Origin of the sequence: Streptosporangium oxazolinicum (assembly GCF_039537505.1) — a bacterium.
Lineage (GTDB): Bacteria > Actinomycetota > Actinomycetes > Streptosporangiales > Streptosporangiaceae > Streptosporangium > Streptosporangium oxazolinicum.
Genome location: NZ_BAABAQ010000008.1, coordinates 147,720 through 172,625, shown reverse-complemented (window position 1 = coordinate 172,625; position 24,906 = coordinate 147,720). Strand labels below are relative to the sequence as shown.

Genomic DNA, 24,906 nt, shown 5'->3' with positions numbered 1-24,906 from the left:
AACGTGAACGGTGCCGCGATCCGCCAGGACGGCCGGACCCCCGGAACCGGATCAGACCGGCCCGCTTCACGAACGCACGAACCTCGATGACACGAGAGGTGACGCGAGAAAGGAGGGACCCGCCGTGCCGGGCACGGCGGGTCCCTCCTCGCGGGTCGGGCGGTCAGGCCGCGGCCGCCACCGGGGCGGTGAGGCGGACCGGCAGGCTCCGGTGCCCGTTCATGATGAACGTCGGCATCGGCTCCAGCTCGTCCGGCTCCACGGTCAGCGCCATCTCGGGGAAGCGGTCGAACAGCATCGACAGGCTGACCTGGCCGATCAGCCGCGCGACACCGGCACCGAGGCAGAAGTGCGGGCCGTACCCGAACGAGATGTTCTCCTTGTCGGCGCGGGTGACGTCGAACCGCTCGGGGTCGCCGTGGAGCGCGGGATCGCGTCCCAGGGCGTGGTAGTTGATCAGAACCGGGTCCCCCTGGCGGATGGTGACGCCGTCCAGCTCGACGTCCTCGGCGGCGAAGCGGAGGGGCAGGCTGGCCAGCGGCGCCTGCACCCTCAGCGTCTCCTCGATGACGTCGTCCCAGGACGCCTCGCCGCCGACGACCATCGCCCGCTGTTCCGGGTGGGTCAGCAGCGCGGTGATGGCGTTGTCCAGGAAGTTGATCGTCGTCTCCGACCCCGCCCCGAGGATCGCGAAGACGGTGTCGGTGAGCTCCGACTCGCTCAGCCGTGAGCCGTCCTCGTCGTCACTCGCCGTGATCAGGTAGCTCGTGATGTCCTCGCCGGGGTTCTGCCGCTTGGACGCGACGAACTCCTCCATCGCGCCCCGCCAGCCGGCGAGGATCGCCTGCGCCTGCGCGGGGCTGACCGTGGTGTCCGCCATCATGTCGATGACCTCGATGACCCCCGGGAGCGCCTCCTCCGGCAGGCCGATCAGGTGCGCCACCAGCCGGGCGGGCAGCGGCTTGGCGAACCTGCTCTTCAGGTCCACCACCTCGCCGGGCGCGGCGGTGGCGATGTCCTCGATGAGGTCCTTCGTGATCTCCACGACGCGCGGCCGCATGGCCTCGACGCGGCGGGGCGTGAAGGCCTTGCCGACGAGCCTGCGCAGACGCATGTGGTCCTTGCCGTGCACGGTGGAGATGTTGTCCATCGCCACCCAGCTGATCAGCTCCCAGTCGGGGGGGATCTCCCCGTTCCTGAAGGCGGGCCAGTGGGCTCGGGCGCTCTTGGTGATCCGGGGGTCGGTCAGCAGCGCCCGGGAGACCTGGTAGCCGTTCACCCACCAGGCGGCGACACCGCCGGGCAGTTCGACCATCGTCGCGGGTCCGCGCTCACGCACGCGGGCCTCCTGGTCGTGGACCTCCCGCCCCGTCACGTCGAGTACGAACGGGCAGCGTTCATTCACGGATGTCTCCTCGGGTCAGATCTTCTTCAGGGACGAATCCGGGTCGTCGACCAGCTCGCGCAACAGCCGGCAGTACTTCTGCGCGATCTCGACGACCGTGCTCTCGTCGAACAGGTTGTTGTTGAACCCCAGGTTCCCGATGATCTCGCCGGAGGGGTCGACGCCCAGCGTCCACAGCGCGCCGTCGGGGATGTCGGTGCTGACCTCCTGGGACAGCACCCGCCTGCGCAGGTCGGAGTACTCCAGGTCGCCGATGCGCTCCCGCTCCATCACGAACGGGAACTGGTGGACCTGGAAGGCGAACACCGCCCGGTCGTCGCCGACGAAGGTCTCGGTGATGTCCGGCGCCTCCGCCACGATCTGGGCGAACGGGATGTCGTTGGAGTACGCCTCGACGCAGGTCTTCCGGGTCCGCGCGAGCACGTCGCGGAAGTTCTCGCAGCCCTCCAGGTCGGTCCTGAGGGGGACGTAGTTGAAGAACGACCCCACGGTCTCGTGGAACCGCGCCTTGCCCCGGCCCAGGGTCAGGGTCGGGACCGTGATGTCGGTGCTGCCGAACATCTCCCTCAGCAGGACCTTGTAGACCGCGAGCATGAAGATGAACGGCGAACTCCGCATCGACCTGGCGATCGCCAGGGCCCGCGTCGTCAGGTCCTTGTCGATCAGGAAGCGGTGGGCCGAGGTCCCCTTCGGGAGGCCCTCGGAGCGGAGGTGGTCGGTGCGCATCGGGAAGATCCGCGCCCCGCGCAGCTTCTCCCGCCAGTACAGGCGGGCCTTCGCCGTCGCCTCGGTCTCGGAGTTCGCCCGCTCCCAGACGGCGTACTCCGGGTACTGCACGGTCTCCGGCAGCTCCCTCGGCCCGTGCCCGCTCCGCTCGGCGTAGAACGCGGCCAGATCGCGGATCATCAGCTGCGTCGACCACTCGTCGACCGCCGAGTGGTGGGCGATGAGCACGAGGACCGCGTCCTCCGCGTCGAACCGCGCGAGCACCGCCCGGATCAGGGGCGGCTCGGAGACCCCGTACGCCCCGGACTCCATCTCGATGAGGAGTTCCTCCGCGCGCCGCTCGCGCTCGGCGGGCTCGGTGGGCGGCAGGTCGCGTACCTCAAGGTGCGGCGATCCCGGCGGGAGGACCTTCTGGTAGCGGGTCTCGCCGTCGCGGACGACCAGCGTGCGCAGCGACTCGTGCCGCTCGACCAGGTCGTCCAGCGCGCCCCGCAGCTTCTCGGGGTCGACGGCGCCGTGGACCCGCCAGCCGCAGACGATGATGTACTCCGGGCCGAACGGCCCCTCCTCGTCGCCCCTGTCGAACATGCAGAGGAATTCCTGGTTGAACGAGAGCGTGACGCGCTCGGTCGTGGTCTCGGTGCTCACTTGCCTGACCTTCCTTCGGATGTGGCGAACCGGCGCGGCTCCGGGCGGGGACTCATCGGGGGCTCGTCGGGGGCTCATCGGCCTCTCGTCGGGGCTCATCGAGCTCCCGCCGGGGCTCATCGAAAACTCATCGAGCTCTCGTCGAGGGCTCGTCGGGCTCTCACCGGACCGCGACCTTGCCCCGCTTCGCCGATCCGGACGCGGCGGCGCGGCCGTTGGAACCCTTGAGGCGCGGGAGCGCGTTCCACAGCACCCGGAGGATCATGCCGGGCCGCTGCAGGGACTCCGGCCGCTCCACGAGCCCGGCCGTCCGCATGTACGCGGCGGTCACCTTGCCGTCCCGGGTGGCCGCGATCTGCACCAGCTTCAGGAACGCCTGGGCGACCCGCACCTGCGGGGTCCGCTCGCCCGCCACCCCGGGGAAGCTGAGGTCGACGATGTTCGTCATCTCCCAGGGCGCGTCGATGACGTCCCGGGCGAGGTCCTGGAAGAACTGGCGCGGCTGCGGGGCGGAGCCGGTGTGCAGGTGGTCGCGCATCGTCAGGGCGCCCAGCGCGGCGACCGTCATCCCCTGGGCGTAGACCGGGTTGAAGCAGCAGACGGCGTCGCCGGTGACGAGGAGCCCGTCGGGGAAGCGCGTCATCTCCTGGTAGTGGCGCCGCAACGTGGTCGGGAACTGGAACGCCACCGGCTCGTCGAGCGGCTCGGCGTGCTGCAGGGCGTCATGGATGTCCGGGACCGCCAGCGACTCGATCCACCGGTAGAAGCCCTCCTGGTCGGTGGGCGGGTGGTCGCCGAGCAGGCCGTACGTGGTCAGCTCGACGCGTCCGCCGTCCGTCTTGGTGAAGATCGCGCCTCTGGGCAGGGCGGGCGACGCGACCGGGTTGATCGACAGGTCGCCGTGGTAGGGGTCCTTGGTCAGCCGGTAGTGCTGGGTCACGTAGCAGAGGCCGATCTTCTTGCGCTCCTCCCTGACCCGCGGGTAGCCGAGGTCCTCCAGCCAGATCGGGGTCCGCGACCCCCTGCCGGTGGCGTCGACCACCAGGTCGGCCGTTATCACCTCGGACTCGTCACGGCCGTGCGGCTGCACGCGCACGCCGTTGACGCGGCTGCGGTCGGGCGTCGTCTCCAGGCCGAGGATGTCGTGGCGCTCGGCGAAGGAGATGTTGGGGATGGCGCTCGTCCGCTCGCGGATGTGCTTCTCCAGCATCGGGCGGCTCGCCGCCACGCAGACCAGCCCGGCGTGCTGCTGCCTGAGCCGTTTGCCGTTGAAGTACCACCGCACGTCGCCGGCGAGGTCCCCGGTCGGCACGCCGTCCGCGAAGATCTCCTCCGTGATGCCGGGGTACAGCTCCTCCATGGCCAGCTGGCCGCGGGCGAGCAGGCCGTTGATGTGTCGGGCCTGCGGGCAGCCCCGCCGCATGCCGTCCACGCCGAGCAGCTCGTCGCGGTCGACGACCAGCACCTCGTCGTACGCGTCGGAGAGCACCCGCGCCGCGAACAGTCCCGCCAGGCTTCCGCCCAGCACAACCGCGCGGGTCCCAGTCGTGTCACCCATTTTTCGGCTACCTCCACAGTTTCGTTATTCGACGCCGAACCGCGCCCTGGCGTACTCGCGTTTCGCGATGGCGGTGAGGAAGACCGCGACACCCGCGTGACTGTGCAGCGTCGACAGGTCGCGCCACACGCGCTCGATGCGCTCGCCACGGCGCACGGAGCTCGATCCGGCGGTGGGGAACAGGTGTCCCTCGACCGCCCTCCAGCAGAGCTCGACGACCTCGCGGCAGATCAGGGCGATGCGCATCTCGCGCTCGGTGGTGAACGCCTCCGGCCCCCGCGCGCACGTGTCCCGCCACTGGTCGACGGCGTTCCAGAAGGCCGCCTCGGCGGTCGCGATCAGCGCCGTCGCCTCGCCGTACCAGCGCTGGAAGTCGGGGTCCTCCGTCCGGGGGACGATCGGCGGGAAGCCGGTCGTGCGGGTGCGCATCAGCTCCTCGTAGGCGTCCAGCGCCCCCTGGGCCATCCCCAGGGCGAGCACCGCGTCCTCCAGGACCATGAAGCTGAGCGGTCCCCCGCCGTACTCGGGGTTGCCGTGCAGTTCCAGACCGGGTGTGCCGTCGGTGACGGTGAGCTGGCTGAGGTGCTTGCCGAGGGTGAGGTGGTCGGGCACGAAGCCGGACACGGCGATGCTGTGCGACCCGCTGCCCTTGAGGCCGAGCTGCGCCCCCCAGTCGTCCAGGCGCTCCCACTCGCTGCGGGGGGCCACGAACAGCATGGGCTCGCCCTCGACGAGGGTGTGGCCCATGAAATGACCGGCGTAGGGGGAGCCGGAGCAGTAACCCCAGGTCCCGTTGAGCGCCCAGCCCCCGTCCACGCGCTCCGCGGTACCGGACGGCACGACCGTGGCCGGGCAGATGAAGTCCCCCTGCGACAGCAGCTCGTCCTGGGCCCGCCTGCCGAACAGGGTGGCCACGGCGTGGGCGTGCGCGTGCCCCAGGCAGTACATCCAGCCCGTCGACGGGCACCCGCGCGTCAGCGCCAGCGTGACCCGCATGAAGGTCTCGATGCCGAACTCGTAACCGCCGTAACGGCGCGGCACCAGAATTCGATAAAAGCCGGACTTCACGAACCGGTCGTGAATGTCCGCGGCGTAGAACGTGCGTTCCTCGGTTTCCGCCTGGCGTCCCACCAGTTCCCGGGCGATGGACTCGGCCCTTTTGACGACATCGGCGGGCCGCAGATCCGGCTCGGGCGGATCGGGAAAACCCTGGGCTCGGGCATCCGTGGCAAGAGTCATCGTTGGCCCCCTCAACCCTGATTGGTCATGATGGGTAGCCTCACAGGGAAGGCCGTGGCCCGACATCTCCGGAGTTGCGATATCCGTCGCGGCGGACGAGAAACCCGGCAATATGCGATAAGAATTCCGGAGGCAATCGGGGGATACTCCGCTCGCGAAACCGGGATGGGCGGATGGCCGTCCCTCACCCCCTTGAACTGCGAGAACACGAAGCCGGGTGGGCCGCGAGCCGTCGCCCCGGCGCTTTTCGCGCTTATCGAGCCGCGCTCGATTGCGCATGAACGCGGAAGTCACGAGGACACTCCGCATTTAAGCTCGACGCGAATCCAAATGGCGGCAGGGAAACGGGGCGAGGATGACCGAAACGGCTACGTGGAAAACAGGGAGCGCGGAACCCACGAGAACCGCGTACCGGACGTGCCCCATTTGCGATGCCGTCTGCGGCCTGCGCCTCACCCTCGACGGCACCGGGAAGGTCGCGTCCGTGCGGGGCGACACCGAGGACCCCTTCGGCAAGGGGTACATCTGCCCCAAGGGGGCGAGCCTGGGGCAGCTGGACGAGGACCCGGACCGGCTCAGGGCCCCGATGGTGCGCAAGGACGGCGAGTGGCACGAGGTCACCTGGGAGGAGGCGTTCGCGACGGTCGACCGGGGGCTCACCCGGGTCATCGAGTCCCACGGCCGCCAGGCGACGGCCGCCTACTTCGGCAACCCGACCTTCCACACCATGGCCGGCATCCTCTTCCGCGGCCCGCTCGCGCAGGCCCTCGGCACCCCGAACGTCTTCAGCGCCAGCTCCATCGACCAGCTTCCCAAGCACGTGGCCTGCGGCCTGATGCTCGGCGACGCCATGTCGATCGCCGTTCCCGACCTCGACCGTACGGACTACCTGCTCGTCCTCGGCGCCAACCCGGTGGAGTCGCACGGTTCGCTCTGCGCGGCCCCCGACTTCCCCGGACGGCTCCGGGCGCTGCGCGAGCGCGGCGGCAGGCTGGTCGTGGTCGACCCGCGCCGCACCCGCACCGCCGCCGTCGCCGACGAGCACCTGTTCGTCAGGCCGGGCACGGACGCCCACCTGCTGTTCGGCATCGTGCACGCGCTCTTCGCCGAGGACCTCGTCACCGTCGACCTCGACGTGGAGGGCCTGGACGAGCTGCGCCGGCTCGCCATAGACTTCCCGCCGCACGTCGTCGCCCCGGTGTGCGGCGTCGCCGGCGACGTGATCGTACGGCTGGCGCGCGAGCTGGCATCGGCGCCCTCGGCCGCGGTCTACACCCGGGTGGGGACCTGCACCACCGAGTTCGGGACCGTGATCCAGTGGCTGGTCGACGCGATCAACATCCTGACCGGCAACTTCGACCGGCCCGGCGGGGTGATGTTCACCAGGCCCGCCACGGCCGAACCGTGGCGGACGGGTGAGCCCTTCGCGATGGGACGGTGGCGCAGCCGGGTGCGGGGACTGCCCGAGGCGCTCGGCGAACTCCCCCTCGCCGTCCTGGCCGAGGAGATCGAAACCCCGGGAGACGGGCAGGTCAGGGCCCTCGTGACGGTGGCCGGCAACCCGGTGCTGTCGGCGCCCAACGGGACCCGGCTGGAGCGCGCGCTGCGGGACCTGGAGTTCATGGTCTGCGTGGACCCCTATCTCAACGAGACCACCCGGCACGCGGACGTCATCCTCCCGCCGCCCCGCATGCTGCAGATGCCGCACTACGACTTCCTGCTGCTCACGGTGACCGTGCGCAACTACGCGAGGTTCTCCCCCGCGATCCTGCCGCTCGAGCCGGGACGTCCCTCCGAGGGGGAGATCATGGCGAGGCTGGTCCAGATCGTGTCGGGACAGGGCCCGGACGCCGATCCGGAGGCGCTGAGCGAGGCGATGCTCGGCGGGATGCTCACCGCCGCCGTCACGACCCCCGGATCCCCGTACGAGGGCCAGGACGCGACGGAGTTGCGGGCCTCGCTCGACGGCGAGTGCCCCGAGGAGCGGATCCTGGACGCCATGCTCAGGCTGGCCCCGTACGGGCTGTCCCTGGCCGAGTTGCGGGCACGGCCGCACGGCATCGACCTGGGCGCGCTCAAGCCCCGGCTGGACGAGCTCCTGTGCACCGAGTCCGGCCGCGTGCGGCTCGCCCCCCTGCCGCTGGCCGACGAGGTCGTACGGCTGCGCGAGCGGCTCGGCGAACCGGCCGCCGACATGGTGCTGATCGGCAGGCGCCAGCTCCGCTCCAACAACAGCTGGCTGCACAACGTCCCCACGCTGACCGGCGGCAGCAACCGGTGCACGCTCCACGTCAACCCCGCCGACGTGGCCAGGCTCGGTCTCGGCGACCGGGCGCTCGTCCGGTCGGCGGCCGGGGAGGTCGTGGCCGACGTCGAGCCGACCGAGTCCATCATGCCGGGCGTGGTCAGCCTCCCCCACGGGTGGGGACACGCCGGGACGACCCAGGGGGTCGCCGCGGGACACCCGGGGGTGAACGCCAACGCCCTCACCGATGACACGGTCGTGGATCCGGCGTCGGGCAACGCGGTGTTCAACGGGGTGCCGGTGGTGGTCGAACCGGCCGCGGCGTAGGCCGCCGAACCGGGTGGGAGCAGAGAAACACCGTCCATCCCCCAGGGATGGACGGTGTTGTCGTTGTCGCGTCTCCGGCGGCACGCCTACCCGGAGACGGGCTTACGGGCGACGGCGACGAGATATCCCAGTTCCCGTACGTAGGCCACCGGGCTGTTGAAAACCTTCAGGACCGGGATGACCTCCTCGCCGTACCGCGCCACCAGCTCGTCGAACCGCCTGTCCACGGTCGCGATCACCCGGCGGGCGGTCTGCTGCGTGTGCTCGCTGACGTCCAGGAGCTCCGTGAGCTCAAGGCCCGACTCCCGCACCAGCGCGCGGTACTCGTCCGCGTCGAGCACCGGACCGGCGTGCATGGCCTCCATGTGATGGCGCACCAGCTCGTCGTCGGCCTCGCTCATCGGCCCGGTCCGCAGGTGGTCGGTGACGATCAGCTGGCCTCCCGGGCGCAGCACGCGGAGGGCTTCGCGGAGGAGCCGTGCCCGGTCCATGTGCATGATCGCCTCGAAGACCCAGACGACGTCGAACGCGTCGCGGGGATAGGGCAGGTCGATCGCGTCGGCGTACTCGAACCTCACGCGCTCCGCCAGGCCCTTCTCGGCGGCCTTGCGGTTCGCCTCGTCGAGCTGCTCCTGGTTGTTCGAGACGCCGACGATCCTCACGTCCGCCACCCCGGCGACGCGGAAGGCCGGTGTGCCGATGCCGCAGCCGATGTCCAGCATCGTGGTGGCGTGCTCGAAGTCCGTCTTGTCGATGAGCAGCCGCGTGAGGCGGTCGGTCGCCTCGGGGATCGTGCTCTGGTCCTCCTCGGAGGGCCAGTACCCGTGGTGGAAATCCTCGCCCCAGATGTCGAGGAGGACCTGGTTGGTCAGTTCGTAGAACCTGTTGGTTTCCTCGGACGTCGGTGCCGCTTGACCACTCATGTCTCGTTCCTCCGTGTGTCCGCGTGTGTCCGGTGGTGATGCGCGTCCTCCGCCACGGCGCCGACGCCACCCGCGCCCCGGCCCGTACGTCCCGCGTGGACCTCGCCGGGGAGCACGCGCGCCATTCACGTGGGGCTCGGGTGGAACCGTCACCGCGCCCGGCGCGCGGGTCGTCCGTGGGGGGAGCGGGTCGCCCGTGCGGGAGGGGGCGCCTCACCCCGCCGGTCGCGCCCCTACCGACGGTCGCACCCACCGCCTGCGTGCGCATCTTCGCCCGTGCGAAGGCATGTTGCCCTCTCCCCCGGTGCTCGCTTATTCATGGAAAGGACGCGGTGACGAGAATTCACGTTCCGGGTGGTTCCGGGTGCTTCCAGGTAACGGAGAAGGCCGAGTCAGACTCGAATTAACTCCGTGTCACAAAGCGAGTAAACACCGCGTCGGGCCGATCCCGCCGCGCGATCGATGCGCAATCGAGAAGAAGGAGCGCCGAACGTCCTGCTGGTAGGAAGGGTTTACGCGGTCTCGGCCCATTCATTGTGCCGCGCTCGTGACCTGCATATCCCAAGTCGGAAAGGAGTTTCCATGGACGCGGGTACCGAAGCCGGTTCGGGGGTCCGAGCCGGACGACGGGAGTGGCTGGGGCTCACGGTACTGGCCCTGCCCACCTTCTTGCTGTCGATCGACCTCACCGTGCTCTACCTGGCCCTGCCACAGCTGACCGCGGAGCTCGCGCCGTCCAGCACCCAGCAGTTGTGGATCCTGGACGTCTACGGGTTCCTCATCGCGGGCTTCCTGATCACGATGGGCAACCTGGGCGACCGAATCGGCCGCCGCCGCCTGCTCATGATCGGCGCCGCGGCGTTCGGTGTCGCGTCGGTGTTCGCGGCCTACTCCACCTCACCGGAGATGCTCATCGTCGCGCGGGCGGTGATGGGGATGGCCGGCGCCACGCTGATGCCGTCGACCCTCGCGCTGATCAGCAACATGTTCAAGGATCCCAAGCAGATGGGCACGGCCATCGGGATCTGGATGAGCTGCTTCATGGCCGGTGCCGCCGTCGGACCGCTCTTCGGAGGGGCACTGCTCACCACCTTCTGGTGGGGTTCGGTGTTCCTGGTGAACGTGCCGATCATGCTGCTGCTGGTCGCCGTCGCGCCGAGGCTGCTGCCGGAGTACCGCAACCCGGACGCCGGTCGCCCGGACCTGGCCAGCGTCGCCCTGTCGCTCGTCGCCATCCTGGCGTCCATCTACGCGATCAAGGAGCTGCCGAAGGTCGGCCTGGAGCCGGTGCCGATGCTGCTCCTCGTCGTCGGCCTGGCCGTCGGGGTGGCCTTCGTGCTCCGCCAACGGCGGCTCGCCGATCCGCTGCTGGACATGCGCCTCTTCGGCACCCGGGCCTTCAGCGTGTCGCTGTGCAGCATGCTGCTCGGCTTCATGGCGGTGTCCGCGATCGGGCTGTTCGTGGTGCAGTACCTGCAGACCATCGAGGGGCTGACCCCGCTGATGACCGGCCTGTGGGTGCTGCCCAACGCGCTGGTGATGATCGGCGGCACGATGCTGGCCCCCGTCATCGCACGGCGGATCCGCCCGGCCTATCTCATCGCGGGCGGGCTGGTGATCTCGCTGGTCGGCCTCGTGCTGATGGCCAGGGTCACCGGCGGCATCCCCCCGATGATCGCCGCCCACGCCCTGGTCGGGTTCGGGATGAGCCCGCTCATGGCGGTCGGCTACGGCCTGGTCATCAGCTCGGCCCCGATGGAGAGGGCGGGGTCGGCGGCCTCCATGGCGGAGACCACCGGAGAGGTCGCGGGCGCGCTCGGCATCGCGGTGCTGGGTACGGTGGGCACCGCCGCTTACAGCGCTCAGGTAGCCGGCTTCATCCCCCCGGGGCTCCCCGCGGCCGCCGCGGAGACCGCGAAGGAGACCCTCGTCGGCGCGGTCACCGTCGCCGAGCAGCTGCCCCAGTTCGCGGCCGCGCTCCTGAACCCGGCCCGTACGGCGTTCATCGAGGGCATGCACGTCACCGCGATCGTCAGCGCGGCCCTGCTGGTGGTCGTCATCGTCTTCGTCCTGACCATGCTCCGGCACATCGGCCCGACCGACGCCGGGGAGGTCCCCGAGGCGGGGCAGGCCGACGACGCTCCCGCCGAGGCGGGGAAGACCGCCGAGGCGGGTAAGGAGGCGAGCGCGCCCGCGCCGAGCCAGTGAGCCCATCGCGCGCTCGGACGACCGGCCCCGTGCCCGGTGAGGGGATCCCCTCACCGGGCACGGGGCTTCTCCGTCGCGACCTGCCACCGCGGGCCGGTGGTGGAATAGCGGCAAAGCCTCACAGGGGCGCGTGGAGTGGCGGGGCGGCGAGGCCGGTGCGGTCGGCGCGGGACTCCGGCGACGGCACCCGGCCGTGCTCCGGTACGACGACGAGGCCGCCGAGGAAACGCGGTCGCCGTATCTCGAACAGCGCGACGACCGGACCGGCCCACAGTGCGTCCCGCGACACCTCGTGTCGCGCGACCGGCTCCCGCTCCGAGGGCAGCCGGTCCCCCGCCCTGGCCACCGAGGGCCGGGATGTCGTCCCGGAGCCGCGCGACGACCTGGACGCGGACAGAGGTGGAACGATGTTCCTTGGCGTTCCTCGGCGTCGGCGAGGGTGTCAGAACCGCCTTCTGCCCGCCCGGTCGCGGCGAGCCCGTCGACGGCATCTTCACCCTGGGGGCCGCGCCGCGGGCCGTGCTCGGTCACGAGCGTCACGTGTGCGACGACGACACGGTGCGCGCGTGGGCCGGGGTGACATCGCGGCTCTCGGCCGACGGGTCGTCGAGACGACGGATCGTCAAGACGGCGGGACGTCGAAGCGGTGGATCGTCAAGACGGCGGGACGTCGGGGCGGCAGGGCGTCGAGGGGCCGGGCGTCAAGGCGGCCGGGCTGGGCGACAGTGCTGCGCCGCCGTTCCACGTCCGGCCCGTCACCCGGCACCGGACCGGACACCAGACCTGGCCAGACCTGGCCTGGCCGGACCAGACCGGACCGGGCCTGGCAGCGGATGGCAAAACCAAAACGGCGTCGTCTCGGTGGAGACGACGCCGCACGTTCGGCGAGCGTCGAGCGGGCACGGGCGAGACCGCCTCGCCCGCTCGACAGCCGGAGCCTTCGTTAAGCCTTCGCGAGATACTCCTCAAGCGCGTCGAACCAGCCGTTCCATCCGGCCTTGACCTCCTCGACCTGGTCCTCGGGGAGGTACGACTTCTGGATGAACGTCATCTCGGTCTTGTCGCCCACGGCGGTGAACTCGACGCTGAGCGACTCCTGGCTCGCGTCCGCCGCCTGCTTCGCCTCGAAGTCAGGGTCGTTGGAGAGGGAGAACACCAGCCGCTCGTACTTCTCCACCTCGAAGTAGTACCCGTGGAACGGCATCTCGTCGCCCTCGTACTCGATGGGGGCACTCCACCGTCCGCCCGGGCGGACGTCCATCTTCACCTCCATGGAGTCGGGGGTGCCCCACCACTGGCGGTAGCGCTCGGGCTCGGTCCAGGCCTCGTACACCTTCTCGCGGGGAGCGTTGAACGTGCGGGTGACCCTGATCTCGGGGGGAGACGATGACTCGGTCATCGCACCGTCCTTTCTGGATTTCTCGTCGCCGGAGCCGGAATTTCGATTTCAGAACATGCCGGCACTGAGCCCGCATATCCATTCCAACCCTAGTGACCACGCCGGGAGCCCGCTTCTTCTCGTTTGCCCTCGTCGGGCTTTCACGTGAAGCGGTCGGCGTGGTCACCGTGGAGTCCTGGATGACCGTCCGATCGCGGGTGTGCGAGCGGACGGTCTTTTTCTCGGTACCCGTTCTTCCCGCGCCCCCTACGCGCGGCGCCCCATCCCGGCCATTTCCCCGCGGGGCAGCTTGAGCTTTTGCCCGGAGGTCTTCTCGATCCACCACTGGACGATGAACAGGTTGATTATCCAGCCGCCCCAGCTGATCCCCTCCAGGATGTAGTTGAAGTCGATCTGCTCGACCCACGGGGACCACCAGATCCAGCCCATTCCGATGAAGAACCCCCAGACGGGCGTGCCCCACAGGATCGCGAAGCTGTAGATCATCCAGCGCCGGTGCTCGGCGTACCGGCCTTGGCGCAGCTTGACCCACCCGATCAACGCCGTGGCCGTCCACAGGATGGCCGCCACGGCGCCGCCGACCTTGCCGGCCGGGATGGACACGGGAAGCATGAGGAGGACGAAGATCGAGGTCGGGATCGCCCCGACGAACACGTAGATCCTGCCGGACCACCGGTGGAAGGCCGGGTAGCGCCTTCGAAGCCACGGCCAGAGCTGCAGGACGACCGTCACCAGCGACAACGTACCGGCCGCGACGTGTCCCACGAGCAGCCAGTACTGCGTCACCGACTCCAGGGGGCGCTGCGCCTGGTTCGGGTCGAGGGCGGAGTACTTCGGGAGCTGGAAGATGAGGAACACAACGGCGAAGGCCACCGTTGGCACAAGCAGATAATTGCTGAGCTGCCGTCTCGGCCGGGTGCCCGGCGCGGGGGTTTCCGCACCGGGTTCCACCGGCTCACCGGCCCGGCGATCCGGAGCGCCGAGATCCGTCTCCGTCATGTCTGACCTCCTGCTCGAATGCACAGAACATTGTCGAACCCTCCCCCGGCGGGATTCAGTGCCACCTCAGCGTCTTATCCGAATCGCCTTCGCCGCATCTTTTGGAATGCGCGAACGAATTCCGTTCGGGCCACTCCCGCCCCTCGTTTCCCAGGCGGCACCCGCACGCGTCCCACCGGATACGGCCTCCTCCGGAGGCGTCCGCCGGGCACGCGCCGGTGCCCCGCCTCAGGAGGGCTTGACGCCGATGAAGAGACCCGGGCCGCCCTGGCCGGTCTCGACGAACTCCACGGAGGCGACGCCCGCCTCGGCGACGGCCGTCTCGTACTCCTGCCGGGTGAACATCGTCAGCAGGTGGAGGTCGGTGAAGTGCTGGATGCCGGTCTCGGAGTCGGCCACCACGAAGTGCGCGTCCATACGGAAGACCCGGCCCTCCAGCACCGTGTGGGAGACCCGGGCGATGGTCTGCCCGTTGATCGTGACGACGTCACTGGTGACGCGCCCGGCCTGCACCTTCTCCGGGAGGTACCAGGGCTCGAGGACGATGACCCCGCCCGGGTTGAGATGCCGGCCGAAACAGCGCATCGCCGTGTTCAGCTGCTCGGCGTCGTCCAGGTAGGCGATCGAGCTGAACAGGCAGGTGATCGCGTCGAACCGCCGGTCGAGGTGGAAGTCCTGCATGTCGCCCCGGTGCAGCGGCACCCCGGGCAGCCTCTTCCCTGCGACCCGGAGCATGTCCTCGGACAGGTCCATGCCCTCCACGTGCTCGAACGCCTCCGCGAAGTAGCCGAGGTTCCTCCCGGTGCCACAGGCCACGTCCAGCAGCGAGGACGCGGAGGCGTTGCGCTCCTTGACGTGCTTGGCCATCATCCGGGAGCGTGACGCCTCCTCGGCCTCGTACGGCCTGTCGCGCCCCTCGTAGAAGGCGTCGTACACCTCGGCGTGAGAGTAGACCGGCGAGAGCCCATCCATGATCAGAAACCCCCCGTTTCGGGGCGGAACCGCTGCTCTTCGGTCATGTTTTCCTCCGTGTGGTCGCGGGTGGGAGTGGCGTCGGCCGTCGCCGGCCGCTCGGGGAACACCGTCCGGGGGTCCATCGCCCCAGCCTGTTCTCGCGGGGACGGCGGCGCATCTCCCAACATGCGCATGAGCCGCCCGCCACGGCGTTCCGGGGTCAACGGGGTCAAGGGGGTCAACGACGCGAGGCGCGGTGTTCGGCGGTGAGCCTCTCCAGCGTCGGCACGAGATCGTTCGGACTCGGCATCGCCCTCACCTCGGTGCGCAGCCGGGCGGCGTTCCTCGCGTACGACGGGTCCTCCAGGACCCGCTTGAGGCTGTCGCGCAGCACGTCGGCGGTGAAGGTGCTGGCGTTGCCCGCGTACACCCCGGCGCCGCGGTCCTCCAGCCCGTTCGCGATGGTCACCGGAGCCCACCACTTCTCGGTCTTGAAGTCGCCGGGCACGATGACCTGCGGGACGGCGTGTTCGAGCGCCGACGCGAAGCTCCCGGCGCCGCCCTCGTGGACGATCGCCGAGCACGTGGGCAGCAGTTCGGTGAACGGGACGAAGTCCACGGCGCGAACGTTGTCCGGGAGCGTCACCGACCCGAGCTGGTCGGCGTTGAGGGTCGCGATCACCTCGACGTCGAGGTCGGCCACCGCCTCAAGAAGATCACGGGACGACGACCCGCCGGTAAGGGTGACGTCCCGATGCGAGATGCCCTGCGAGATGCAGACGCGCCTGCGGGCGGGCTCCTCGTACACCCACCTCGGCGTCGTCGAGGGACCGTTGAACGGCACGTTGCGCATCGGCAGGTAGTGCACACCCTCCGGCTGCCAGATCCACGGCGGCGTGGCGGAGATGGTCCACTGCCCGAGCGCCGTCGTCTCGTCGAAGTCGTGGCCGTACCGTTCCAGGATCGGCCGCAGCCAGTCCCGCACCGGGTCACCCTCGGTGTCGAACCGGGCCCGGCAGGCCGCGCGCAGCTGCGCCATCCTGTCCACGGCGAGCGAGAGCCGGGCGTGCGCCGCGCCGACGACCTGAGCCGCCACCGCGCCGGGGAAGGCGCTGATGTCGGTGATCACCAGGTCGGGCCGCCACACGCGGGCGAAGGCCACCAGGTCGTCGAACGAGGCGTCGGAGAAGAACGTCGAGCTGATGCCCGCGATGACGTCTTCCAGCTCGACGTGCGGATCGCCCCAGCCGTAGTCGCTCTGCAGCGACTTCCCGGTGCGCTGCCCCCTGGGGTCGCACGGCCCCGGCGACTCGTCGGCCGACGCGGGCCGCCCCATCTTCATCGGCCACTCGATCGGTACCTTCGCCATCCTCTCCTTGAGGGAGATCCTGTCGCCGACCGATACGCCGGACAGTCCGATCTGCGCGATGTCGTCGATGATGTCGGGCGATCCGGCGACGCACACCTCGTGTCCGGCGCTGCGCAGCGCCCACGCCAGCGGCACCAGTCCGTACAGGTGTGCTCGGAAGGGGAGGGTCGCGAACAGGATCCGCATCGGGGTTCTCCGTTTCGATGGTCGGTGATGGCTGCCGTGCCGGGTGACGTGCCCGTCGCCGCGCCGCGCACGGGACGGAACGGCTCAGTCCAGCGCGTAGGCGATCTCTGTCAGGTGCCGCCCGTAGGTCGAGTGCCGCATGCCGGCGCCGAGCCGGTAGCAGGCCTCGGCGTCGATGAAGCCCATCCGCAGGGCGATCTCTTCAAGGCAGGCCACCCGCTCGCCCCGGTATTTCTCGACGAACCGCACGTACTGGCCGGCGGCCAGCAGGGAGTCGTGGGTGCCGCAGTCGAACCAGGTGTGGCCACGGCTCAGCCCGATGAGTTTCGCCCGGCCCCGTCGGAGGTATTCGAGGTTGACGTCGGTGATCTCCAGTTCGCCTCGGGGCGAGGGGGCGAGCCCCCGGGCGATCTCGACGACCTCGTTGTCGTAGAGGTACAGGCCGGTGATCGCGGTGTTGGAACGCGGGCGCGGCGGCTTCTCCTCGATGGAGACGAGCCTGCCCGCGCGGTCGACCTCGCCGATGCCGTACCGGTCCGGGTCGGGTACGGGGTAGCCGAACAGGGTGCAGCCGTCGAGCGACTCCCTGGCCTCGCGCAGCAGCTCCGCGAACCCGGGACCGTGGAAGACGTTGTCCCCGAGGATCAGCGCCGAGCTGTCGTCGCCGATGTGGTCGGCACCGATCAGGAACGCCTCGGCGATGCCGCGCGGCTCCTGCTGCACCGCGTAGGACAGGTTCAGGCCGAGCTGCGACCCGTCGCCGAGCAGGTTCCGCATGACCGGCACGGTGGACGGCGTGGAGATGATCAGAATGTCCCGGACTCCGGCCAGCATCAGCACGGAGAGCGGGTAGTAGGCCATCGGCTTGTTGTAGACGGCGAGCAGTTGCTTGGAGGTCACCGAGGTCAGCGGGAACAGTCGAGTACCGTTGCCGCCGGCGAGAACGATTCCCTTCATCATCCGGCCCGTTCCTTCGATTCGTGGGTCATCGGTACGCGGCTCATGACCGTTCGTGAGCCACCGGCGCGCGGTCCGCAGCCGCTCGCGGGTCACCGGCGCGCGGTCCGCAGCCGCTCGCGGGTCACCGGCGCGCGGCTCACGACCGGGTGGCTACGACCGGGTGGCTCGCGACCGGGTGGCTACGAGCGACTCACCCGGACTTCGTGGCGGCCTCCGCCCGCTCAAGGAGGACGTACGGATCCTCCATCTCGTACCAGCCGAGGCCCGGCGAGCAGCGGTCGTAGCCGAGCAGCCGCCGTACCTCCTCCGGGTAGGCCAGCACCGCCTCCATGGGCACGGCGAGATACTGGTTCTCCTCCTGGCGCAGGTTGCCCAGGTCCAGCGCGATGGTCAGGCCGGTGCGCGGGGTGTCGGCGGCGTTGTGGCCACCGCCGTGGTAGACCCCGCCCAGCCAGATGAGACCGGAACCCGCGGGCATCTCCGTGGGCAGGGCCTCCTCCGCGCGCGGGGCACGCTCGTCGTCCCAGTGGTGGCTGCCGGGGATGACCATGGTCCCGCCGTTCGCCGCGGTGAACTCGCTCATGGCCAGCATCAGCTGGACCCGGCTGGTCGGGCCGGGATGGCGGCGCAGGTGCAGCGCGTCGTCGCGGTGGAGCGGCTGCTTGCCCTGGCCGGGATGGATCTGGATCAGCTGGGTGCCGCTGATCTGGATGCTCGGGACCATCTCCACCCTGGCCCTCCCTATCCACATGTGCGTCGGCTCCTGCATGATCCTGCGAGCCGCGCCCAGGTAGAGGGGGTGCGTCACCACCGGCGTCAGCCGGGTGGTCCTGGCGAACAGCGAGGAGACGCGCCTGGTCCGCTTGCCGTTGTACCAGTCCCCGCTGAAGTCGTGGGCGTCCAGGGCGGGGCCGAGGTCGTCCCACAGCCGCGCGAGCGTCTCGTCGTTCACGAGCTCCTCGACGATCACGGCTCCGTCGCGCGTCAGGATGCCGACGACGTCGTCCAGGTCGGCGTCGGGCCTCACCCGGGTCAGGCCGGTCGTCGGCGCCCCACCCGGAGCCTCGCCCGAAGCCCCGCTCAAAGCTGTGCCACGTTGGCTCGTGCCGCGACCGTGCGGACGAACTCCGCCATGGTCGGGTCGTCCTCGAAGATGTCGCCGACCTCGATCCACACGCCGAGTTCGTCCTCCACGCGTGCGACGATCCTGGCGGCGCCCACCGACTCGCCGCCCAGCTCGAAGAAGGGGGCACCTTCCTGTCCCTCCGGCACGCCCAGCACCCCCGTCCAGATCTCCTCGACCTTCTTCTGGATCTCGGGGAAGCTCAGATGCTCCGGGAATCCGAGGCTCATGTCCGGTGTCCTCCTGTTTCCTTCCTGGGTGATCGGGATGATCGGGGTGATCGGGGTCGAGCGAGGGCGCTCCGTTCACGCGGCTCGATCCCGTGAGGGTTCGTCGGCGCGGCCCGCCCCCTCACGGGGTCGCCGCCCTGGGGATTCACGCGGTTTCGCCGAGAGACCATCGGCGCGGCTCCATCCCCGGAGTCCCCGGAGTCCCTGGAATCCCTTGGAATCCCCCGGGGTCCTCTGGGGTTCTTTGAGGACTCGTCAGCGCAGCTCGATCCCCTTGAGGAACCGCCCGCGCGACAGCGCGTCCGAGATCGCCGCAATGTCGTCGGCCATGTACCGGTCGTGGTGCAGCGTCGGGACCAGCTCGCGCACCGTGTCGTAGGTGGTCTTGCCCGCGGGGCTGAGCCCGTCGTACCTGTCGGACAGGTCGACCGCCTGCGCGGCGGAGAGGAACTCCACGGCCAGGATGTCGTAGTTGTTCCGCAGTACGCGGCGGGCGTTGCGGGCCGCGATCAGGCCCATGCTGACCACGTCCTGGTTGTCGCCGTTGGACGGCACGCTCTGCGTGCTCGCCGGGCCGATGGTCCGGTTCTCGGCCACCAGCGCGGTCGCCGGGTACTGCGCACCGGCGAAGCCGCTGTTGAGGCCGGGCTCGTCGGCGACGAGGAACTCCGCCAGGCCGCTGAGGTGCCGGTTGAGCAGGCGGTTGGTACGCCGCTCGGAGAAGACGCCGAGCTGGGTCAGCGCGATGGTCACCGAGTCCATGGCGAAGGCGACCGGCTGGCCGTGGAAGTTGGCGCCGTGGAAGACCTCCTTGCCCTCGAAGAAGAGCGGGTTGTCGTTGGCGGAGTTCAGCTCCGTCTCCAGCGTCTGCCGCGCGTTGTACAGCACGTCGCGGACCGCGCCCACGACCTGGGGGATGGCCCGCAGCGTGTAGGCCTTCTGCATGTAGACACCGGTGCGGGAGACCCCGCCGTTGGTCTTCTGGGCCTGTGCCTGCTTGCGCAGCTCCGCGTGCTCGACGGACAGGCCGCTGCCGGTGAGCAGCGCGCGCATGTTGGCGGCCGTGTCGATCTGCCCCCGGTGCGGTCGCGCGATGTCGTGCCCCTCGGCCAGGAACGGGCTGGTCGAGCCGCGCATGGTCTCCACGACCAGCGCGGTCACCAGCTCCGCCTGCCGTACCTGGTCCAGGGCGCGGCCGACCACCAGGGAGCCCAGGCCGGTCATCCCGGAGGTTCCGTTGATCAGCGCCAGGCCCTCCTTGAACCGGAGCTCCAGCGGCTCGATGCCCATCTCCCTGAGCACCCGGCCGGTCGGCACCGCCTGGCCGTCCCGCAGGACGTAGCCCTCGCCGATCACGGTGACGGCGATGTGCGCGAGCGTCGCCAGGTCACCGCTGGCGCCGAGGGAGCCGATCTCGGGGATGGCCGGCGTGATGCCCAGGTTGAGGTAGAGCGCCAGGCGCTCCAGCAGCTCGGGGCGAACCGCCGAGTAGCCCTTGGCCAGGGCGTTCAGCCGGGCGGCGAGGATCGCCCTGGCCTCGTCCACGCCGAACAGCGGGCCGACGCCGGCGGCGTGGCTGCGGACCAGGTTGGTCTGCAGCTCCACCTCCTTCGAGACGTCCACCATCATGTAGATCATCTCGCCGTAGCCCGTGGTCACGCCGTAGACGGGGATGCCCTGCCGCACCGTCTCCTCGAAGAGCGTCCTGCTGGCGGCGGCCTTGGCGAGCGCCGACGGCGCCACCACGCAGGGGGCCTCCTCGGCGACCCGCTGGACCCCGGCGATGTCCAGGGTCTCACCGTCGAAGTCGACTGTCCGTTCAGTTTCGAGCAGGGTCACCGTTCTTTTCCAATCGTGAGCGGTCCACCTTGCCACCGGCGTTGCGCGGCAGCTCCTTGAAGATCTTGAAAACCAGCGGCGGCATGGCGTCGCCGAAGGTCCGGCGCACCGCGCCCCGCCAGGCGGCCCGCGCCGCCCCCGGATCGCGCGGTACGACGTAGGCCACCAGCCGGGTCACCAGCCCGTCGGCGTCGACCTCGGCGCGCACGGCGCACTCGGCCACCGAACCCTGGGCCGCCAGGGTCTCCTCCAGGTCGGCCAGTTCCAGGCGGCTGCCGTTGAACTTGACCTGGGAGTCCCCGCGCCCGAGGAACTCCAGCACCCCGTCCTCCCGCCACCGGCCGCGGTCGCCGGTCCGATAGGTCGGAAGCGGCAGACCGGCGAGCGGCCGGAAGGCGGAGCGCTCCTTTGCCGACGCCCCCACGTAGCCGGGCGTGACGTGCGGACCGAGGACGACGATCTCCCCGGTGACACCCGGCGGGCAGGGCCCGTCGTCCCCGTCCACCACCAGCACCCGCCGTCCGGGGACGGGCCCGCCGATCGGTACCGTCCCCCGCACCGGTCCGTCCACCTCGAACCAGGTGGCCAGGATCGACTCGGTCGGGCCGTAGAGGTTGACCAGGCGTACGGCGGGCAGGAGCGCGCGCAGCTCGCCCGCCAGTTCCCCGCTCAGCGGCTCCCCCGCGAGCAGCAGGTGGCCGAGATCGGGGAGTTCCCGCAGGACGTGGCGGCAGGTACGGGCGAAGCTGGGAACCGTCTGGAAGTGGGTGATCCGCTCGGCCGCGAGCCAGTCGACGATCCGCTCCGGGCTGGTCCTGGTCCGTTCGGGCACCGGGCAGAGGGTCGCCCCCGCCGCGAGGGCGGCGAAGATCTCCATGAGGTTCGCGTCGTACCCGGGCATCGCCCACTGCGCCACCCGGGCCCCGGGGCCGATGCCGAACTCCCCGGCGAACCAGGTGACGAACTGGGAGAGGGTCCCGTGGGTGTGCGGGATGCCCTTGGGCCTGCCGGTCGTCCCCGAGGTGTAGGCGACGTAGGCACGGTCGGCCGGGCCACGCCCGATCGGCGCCGCCGAAGCCTCGACCATGTCCACCGAGCCACGCCCGGCCGACACCGCCGAAGCCTCAGCCGGGTGGACTGAACCACGCCCAGTCGACACCGCCAAAGCCTCGACCAGGTCCACCGAGCCACGCCCGGCCGACACCACCGAAGCCTCAGCCGGGTGGACTGAACCACGCCCAGTCGACACCGCCAAAGCCTCGGCCAGGTCCACCGAGCCACGCCCGGCCGACACCACCGAAGCCTCGACCAGGTCGGCCGGGTCGACGACCCTGCCGCCCAGTTCGTCCCGGAACCACCGGGCCAGCGCGTCGTCGGCTCCCACCAGGGCGGCGGGCCCGAGCTCGCCGAGCATCGCCCTGCCCCGGTCACCCACGTCGCCCGCGCCCAGGCAGACCACGTACGCGCCGGCCCTCAGCGCCCCGAGCACCGCGACGGCCTGTCCCGCCCCTCGCGGCATTCGCACCGCCACCGGCCTGCCCTCCACCGCGCGCAACGCGCGGGCGACGGCGGCCGACCGGATGCCGAGCTCGCGGTACGAGAGGCGGGTGCCGCCCTCGTCCACCGCGACCGTCTCCGGCCGCTCCCTGGCGTGCGGCTCCACCAATTCTTGGACTGGCCTGCTCACGTGCGATCCTCTCAGGAAAGCGGGGTCGGCGGCCGAATGTCTTTTCGCGTTTTCCCGAACCGCGATCGCGCTTATCGTCCGGCTCCGGCGCCCGGTGGCGCATCTCTGGAAATGCTTTGCCGAATTCCCGGAAAAGCGGCGCAACAAAAGAGACACCCCTCGGTCTTTCTCACGCGGCGAAGCCACAACGGCGAAAGTCACGCCGCTGGAGGTCACGGCGGCGGAGGTACGGCAACGGAGGTCACGACGAAGAAACCCACGGCGGAAGCGACGAAGGTGCCGTCGCGCGTGGCGCCGTGACTCAGCCCTCCCGTTCGGCCGTGACGAGGACGAAGGTGCCCGGCCCGGACATGTGCCGGACCCTCATGCCCGCCTCGGCCAGCCAGCCCCGGATCTCCTCGCGCTCGAAGAGCAGCATCCCCTCGGGGCGGCTGGGGAAGAAGTGGGAGGCCTGGAAGTGCCGGGCGACGGGGTCGGGGTCGAAGAGGTAGGTCATCATCGTGAGGATCCCGCCGGGGCGCAGGACGCGGCCCACCTCCGCGATCGCCTTCGCGGCGTCGTCGGGGAAGGCCTGCAGGGCGTTCCAGCAGTTCACCGCGCCCATCGAGGCGTCCTCGAAGGGCAGCCGCAGCGCGCTGGCCCGGACCGCGGGCACCTCGGGCAGCCTGCCGCGCAACACGGTCAGCATCGGCAGTCCCATGTCCAGCGCGATCAGCCGGTCGGCGCCGACCACCTTGGCCACCACCGCGGTCCACCTGCCCGCGCCCGCGGCCAGGTCGAGCACCGGCCCCTCCGTACCGGACAGGTGCCGGGTGATGTGGTCGTCCTCGTCCTCCGGCGTCATCGCGTCGCCCCAGTTCGCACCGGCGATCCGCAGGAAGGCCGGGCGGAGCACGGCCTCGTAGTACAGGCCCATGCTGGGCATCTCCGACAGCTTCTGGAGCAGGTCCGCCGTCGCCTCGTCCGACGCGGCCTCCGCGCCGAAGGTGGTGTCCTTGACGCCCGCCGAGAGGTCGAGGATGCCCCGCGCGACGGGGTAGGTCACGGAGCAGGCGTCGCATCGGCCGTGGCCGGTCCGGAACGTCAGGCCGCCGTGACAGGCCGGGCAGAGCAGCAGGTCCGCGTGCCGGGTGAAGGCCTCCAGGCCCAGTTCGGGGGCGGCGGGCGGGTCGTAGGAGCCGGGTTCCGGCGGGAGCGGGGCCGGCGTGCCGTGCCGGACGGCCCAATACGCCTTGGCCCCCGAGTACCCGAGGATGGTCCGGGTGTCGTTCTCCCAGTTCGTGATGATCTGCCGGGTGGTGAGGCCCTTGATGCGCTCCCTGTCGTACCGGAGCTCCTCCTCGGTGAGCTTCCACACCGACGGCGACGGCCACACCCGGCCCAGGCCGGGATCCTTCGGGTCCAGGTCCCGCAGGTTCCGGTCGAGCCTGCTCAGGTCGTCCTCGTCCAGGCCGAGCGGCTCGACGGCGGCCATGATCCGGTCGCGGTCGTCGGGGAAGTGCGAGAGCAGGTAGAGCAGGGCGAGTGTGCGCGGCCGCCGTTCGCCGCCCTCGGCCAGCAGGTCCAGGTAGAGGTCCATACCCTGCCGTACGGCGGAGGAGAGCGGGTCGTCGACGACGGGATACTCGGACTCGGCGAGCAGTCCCAGCAGGATGGCCAGATAGCCCTGCCTGTCCTCGTCGGCGCGTCCCATCGCCGCCACGAGCTCGGGCACCGCGGGCAGGGCCAGGTCGGTGGCGACGCCCTCGTGCCACAACTCGTCAACCAGCCGCCGGTACCTCTCCTCGACCAGGCCGGGCGGCGCCGTGACGAACTCCACGACCAGCCCGGCGTCACTGGTGCGCGCGGTGGAAACGCTCATGTCATGGATTCCTCTCGGGAAACGTCCAGGTGCCTCATCCTCACATCCGTGTTTTTCCACGGCATCTTTCTGCGTGCGTACCAGTCAGCAAGCGGGGAGTTGCGGCGGCGGCGATTCCGGGAACTAATTCAGGACCGTGGAAAGTATTGGCGCGGCGAATATCGGCACGCACTACGACGAGCGTTCTCCGATCGCGGACGAACTGCGCGACGGCCAGGTGCACATGTGGTACTGGTACGACGAGCAGGACGAGGCGACGCTGACGGAGGCCGTCCGCCGGATCACCCGGAAGGTCACCGACACGCTCGGGCTCCGCTCCGGCGAGCGGCTGCTGGACGCGGGCTGCGGCCCCGGCGAGACCGGGGTCTTCCTCGCCAGGCGGTACGGCGCGCGGGTCACCGGGATCACCCTCAGCGCCTACGAGATCGAGCGGGCCAACGAGCGGGCCGCGTCGAACGGCATGGAGGAGCTCGCGCGCTTCCAGTACGGCGACTACATGGAGCTCCCGTTTCCCGACGGCTCCTTCGACGCCGTGCTGGCGCTGGAGTCGCTGCAGAACGCCCCCGATCCCGTCCGGGTCTTCGCCGAGTTCTTCCGGGTGCTCCGCCCCGGCGGCCGGATCGCCTTCTCCGACTTCAGCCTGGAGTCCTCGGCCGAGCCGAAGCGGCTGGCCACCTTCATGTCCGCGCTGAAGCTGCCACGGCTGCCCACGCTGCGGGAGTGGCTGGAGTACGCCGGGGACGCCGGGTTCGAGGTCGAGGAGTACACCCAGTGCGGCCCTCGGGTGTTCGGGCGCAGGTCGAAGTACGTCAAGGCCGCGATGAGCCGGAGACAGGAGCTCCTGGCCAAGTTCGGCGAGGAGGCGCTCGGCGAGTTCGCCAGCAGGCACCTCGGCTTCTTCGCCCCCCGCCGGGACCAGGTCGGCTACGTGATCGTCGCCGCGCGCAAACCACGCGGCTGAACGGGCGCGTCCCTGGCCGTCCCTCGCCGTCCCTCGCAGTCTTTCGACGTCCCCACACG

Annotated in this window: 19 protein-coding genes; 3 read left to right on the top strand and 16 right to left on the bottom strand. The window is 70.3% G+C overall.

From position 1 onward, the window contains the following. Positions 1-163: 163 nt before the first annotated feature. The 4 genes from ABD817_RS22155 to ABD817_RS22140 form a co-directional block, all read right to left on the bottom strand. Positions 164-1,405, bottom strand: a complete 1,242-nt coding sequence (locus ABD817_RS22155) for a cytochrome P450 family protein (protein ID WP_344919987.1) — start codon at positions 1,403-1,405, stop codon at positions 164-166. 15 nt (positions 1,406-1,420) lie between these two features. Continuing rightward, positions 1,421-2,779 (bottom strand): condensation domain-containing protein, encoded by a 1,359-nt coding sequence (locus tag ABD817_RS22150; RefSeq protein ID WP_344919986.1) that lies wholly within the window; start codon positions 2,777-2,779, stop codon positions 1,421-1,423. 160 nt (positions 2,780-2,939) lie between these two features. Beyond that, positions 2,940-4,337 (bottom strand): FAD-dependent oxidoreductase, encoded by a 1,398-nt coding sequence (locus ABD817_RS22145; RefSeq protein ID WP_344919985.1) that lies wholly within the window; start codon positions 4,335-4,337, stop codon positions 2,940-2,942. 24 nt (positions 4,338-4,361) lie between these two features. Next, positions 4,362-5,576, bottom strand: coding sequence for an acyl-CoA dehydrogenase family protein (locus tag ABD817_RS22140; protein WP_344919984.1), 1,215 nt, complete (start codon positions 5,574-5,576; stop codon positions 4,362-4,364). A 355-nt stretch (positions 5,577-5,931) separates the two neighbouring features. On the opposite strand from ABD817_RS22140, the gene ABD817_RS22135 reads away from it, so the two are divergent. Then, positions 5,932-8,148: a molybdopterin-dependent oxidoreductase gene (locus tag ABD817_RS22135; RefSeq protein WP_344919983.1), complete on the top strand. Its 2,217-nt coding sequence runs from the start codon at positions 5,932-5,934 to the stop codon at positions 8,146-8,148. Between the two features lie 86 nt (positions 8,149-8,234). Here ABD817_RS22135 and ABD817_RS22130 read toward each other — a convergent pair whose 3' ends face one another. Next, positions 8,235-9,071, bottom strand: a complete 837-nt coding sequence (locus ABD817_RS22130; RefSeq protein WP_344919982.1) for an SAM-dependent methyltransferase — start codon at positions 9,069-9,071, stop codon at positions 8,235-8,237. 582 nt (positions 9,072-9,653) lie between these two features. Here ABD817_RS22130 and ABD817_RS22125 point away from each other — a divergent pair. Further along, complete coding sequence (locus ABD817_RS22125) at positions 9,654-11,279, top strand: MFS transporter (protein WP_425583396.1); 1,626 nt, start codon at positions 9,654-9,656, stop codon at positions 11,277-11,279. A 118-nt stretch (positions 11,280-11,397) separates the two neighbouring features. On the opposite strand, the gene ABD817_RS22120 is transcribed toward ABD817_RS22125, so the two are convergent. The 11 genes from ABD817_RS22120 to ABD817_RS22070 all read right to left on the bottom strand — a co-directional run bounded on the left by ABD817_RS22120 (position 11,398) and on the right by ABD817_RS22070 (position 23,886). Further along, a complete protein-coding gene (locus ABD817_RS22120; protein WP_344919980.1) occupies positions 11,398-11,625 on the bottom strand; it encodes a hypothetical protein in 228 nt (75 codons plus the stop codon). A gap of 597 nt (positions 11,626-12,222) precedes the next feature. Continuing rightward, the gene (locus tag ABD817_RS22115) at positions 12,223-12,678 is read right to left on the bottom strand and encodes an SRPBCC family protein (RefSeq protein ID WP_344919979.1); all 456 of its coding nucleotides are present in this window, start codon (positions 12,676-12,678) and stop codon (positions 12,223-12,225) included. A 246-nt stretch (positions 12,679-12,924) separates the two neighbouring features. Further along, entirely contained in the window at positions 12,925-13,677 is a 753-nt protein-coding gene (locus tag ABD817_RS22110) for a DUF2306 domain-containing protein (protein ID WP_344919978.1), read from the bottom strand. A 228-nt stretch (positions 13,678-13,905) separates the two neighbouring features. Further along, positions 13,906-14,649, bottom strand: coding sequence for a class I SAM-dependent DNA methyltransferase (locus tag ABD817_RS22105; RefSeq protein ID WP_344919977.1), 744 nt, complete (start codon positions 14,647-14,649; stop codon positions 13,906-13,908). Positions 14,650-14,869: 220 nt separating this feature from the next. Next, complete coding sequence (locus ABD817_RS22100; protein WP_344919976.1) at positions 14,870-16,186, bottom strand: activator-dependent family glycosyltransferase; 1,317 nt, start codon at positions 16,184-16,186, stop codon at positions 14,870-14,872. A gap of 84 nt (positions 16,187-16,270) precedes the next feature. After that, positions 16,271-17,143, bottom strand: coding sequence for a glucose-1-phosphate thymidylyltransferase RfbA (gene rfbA / locus ABD817_RS22095; RefSeq protein ID WP_344920161.1), 873 nt, complete (start codon positions 17,141-17,143; stop codon positions 16,271-16,273). Between the two features lie 193 nt (positions 17,144-17,336). Then, on the bottom strand, positions 17,337-18,230 hold the full coding sequence (locus ABD817_RS22090; protein WP_344919975.1) for a phytanoyl-CoA dioxygenase family protein: 894 nt from the start codon (positions 18,228-18,230) through the stop codon (positions 17,337-17,339). Further along, entirely contained in the window at positions 18,227-18,499 is a 273-nt protein-coding gene (locus ABD817_RS22085) for a phosphopantetheine-binding protein (RefSeq protein WP_344919974.1), read from the bottom strand. Before ABD817_RS22085 ends, ABD817_RS22090 begins: the two co-directional genes overlap by 4 nt. Before the next feature lie 255 nt (positions 18,500-18,754). Next, on the bottom strand, positions 18,755-20,338 hold the full coding sequence (cmdF, locus tag ABD817_RS22080) for a tyrosine 2,3-aminomutase (RefSeq protein WP_344919973.1): 1,584 nt from the start codon (positions 20,336-20,338) through the stop codon (positions 18,755-18,757). Beyond that, entirely contained in the window at positions 20,319-22,025 is a 1,707-nt protein-coding gene (locus ABD817_RS22075) for an AMP-binding protein (protein ID WP_344919972.1), read from the bottom strand. The genes cmdF and ABD817_RS22075 overlap by 20 nt, the downstream gene beginning before the upstream one ends. 301 nt (positions 22,026-22,326) lie before the next feature. Further along, positions 22,327-23,886, bottom strand: coding sequence for a methyltransferase domain-containing protein (locus ABD817_RS22070; protein ID WP_344919971.1), 1,560 nt, complete (start codon positions 23,884-23,886; stop codon positions 22,327-22,329). Positions 23,887-24,022: 136 nt separating this feature from the next. On the opposite strand from ABD817_RS22070, the gene ABD817_RS22065 reads away from it, so the two are divergent. After that, a complete protein-coding gene (locus ABD817_RS22065; protein ID WP_344919970.1) occupies positions 24,023-24,847 on the top strand; it encodes an SAM-dependent methyltransferase in 825 nt (274 codons plus the stop codon). Positions 24,848-24,906 lie beyond the last annotated feature (59 nt).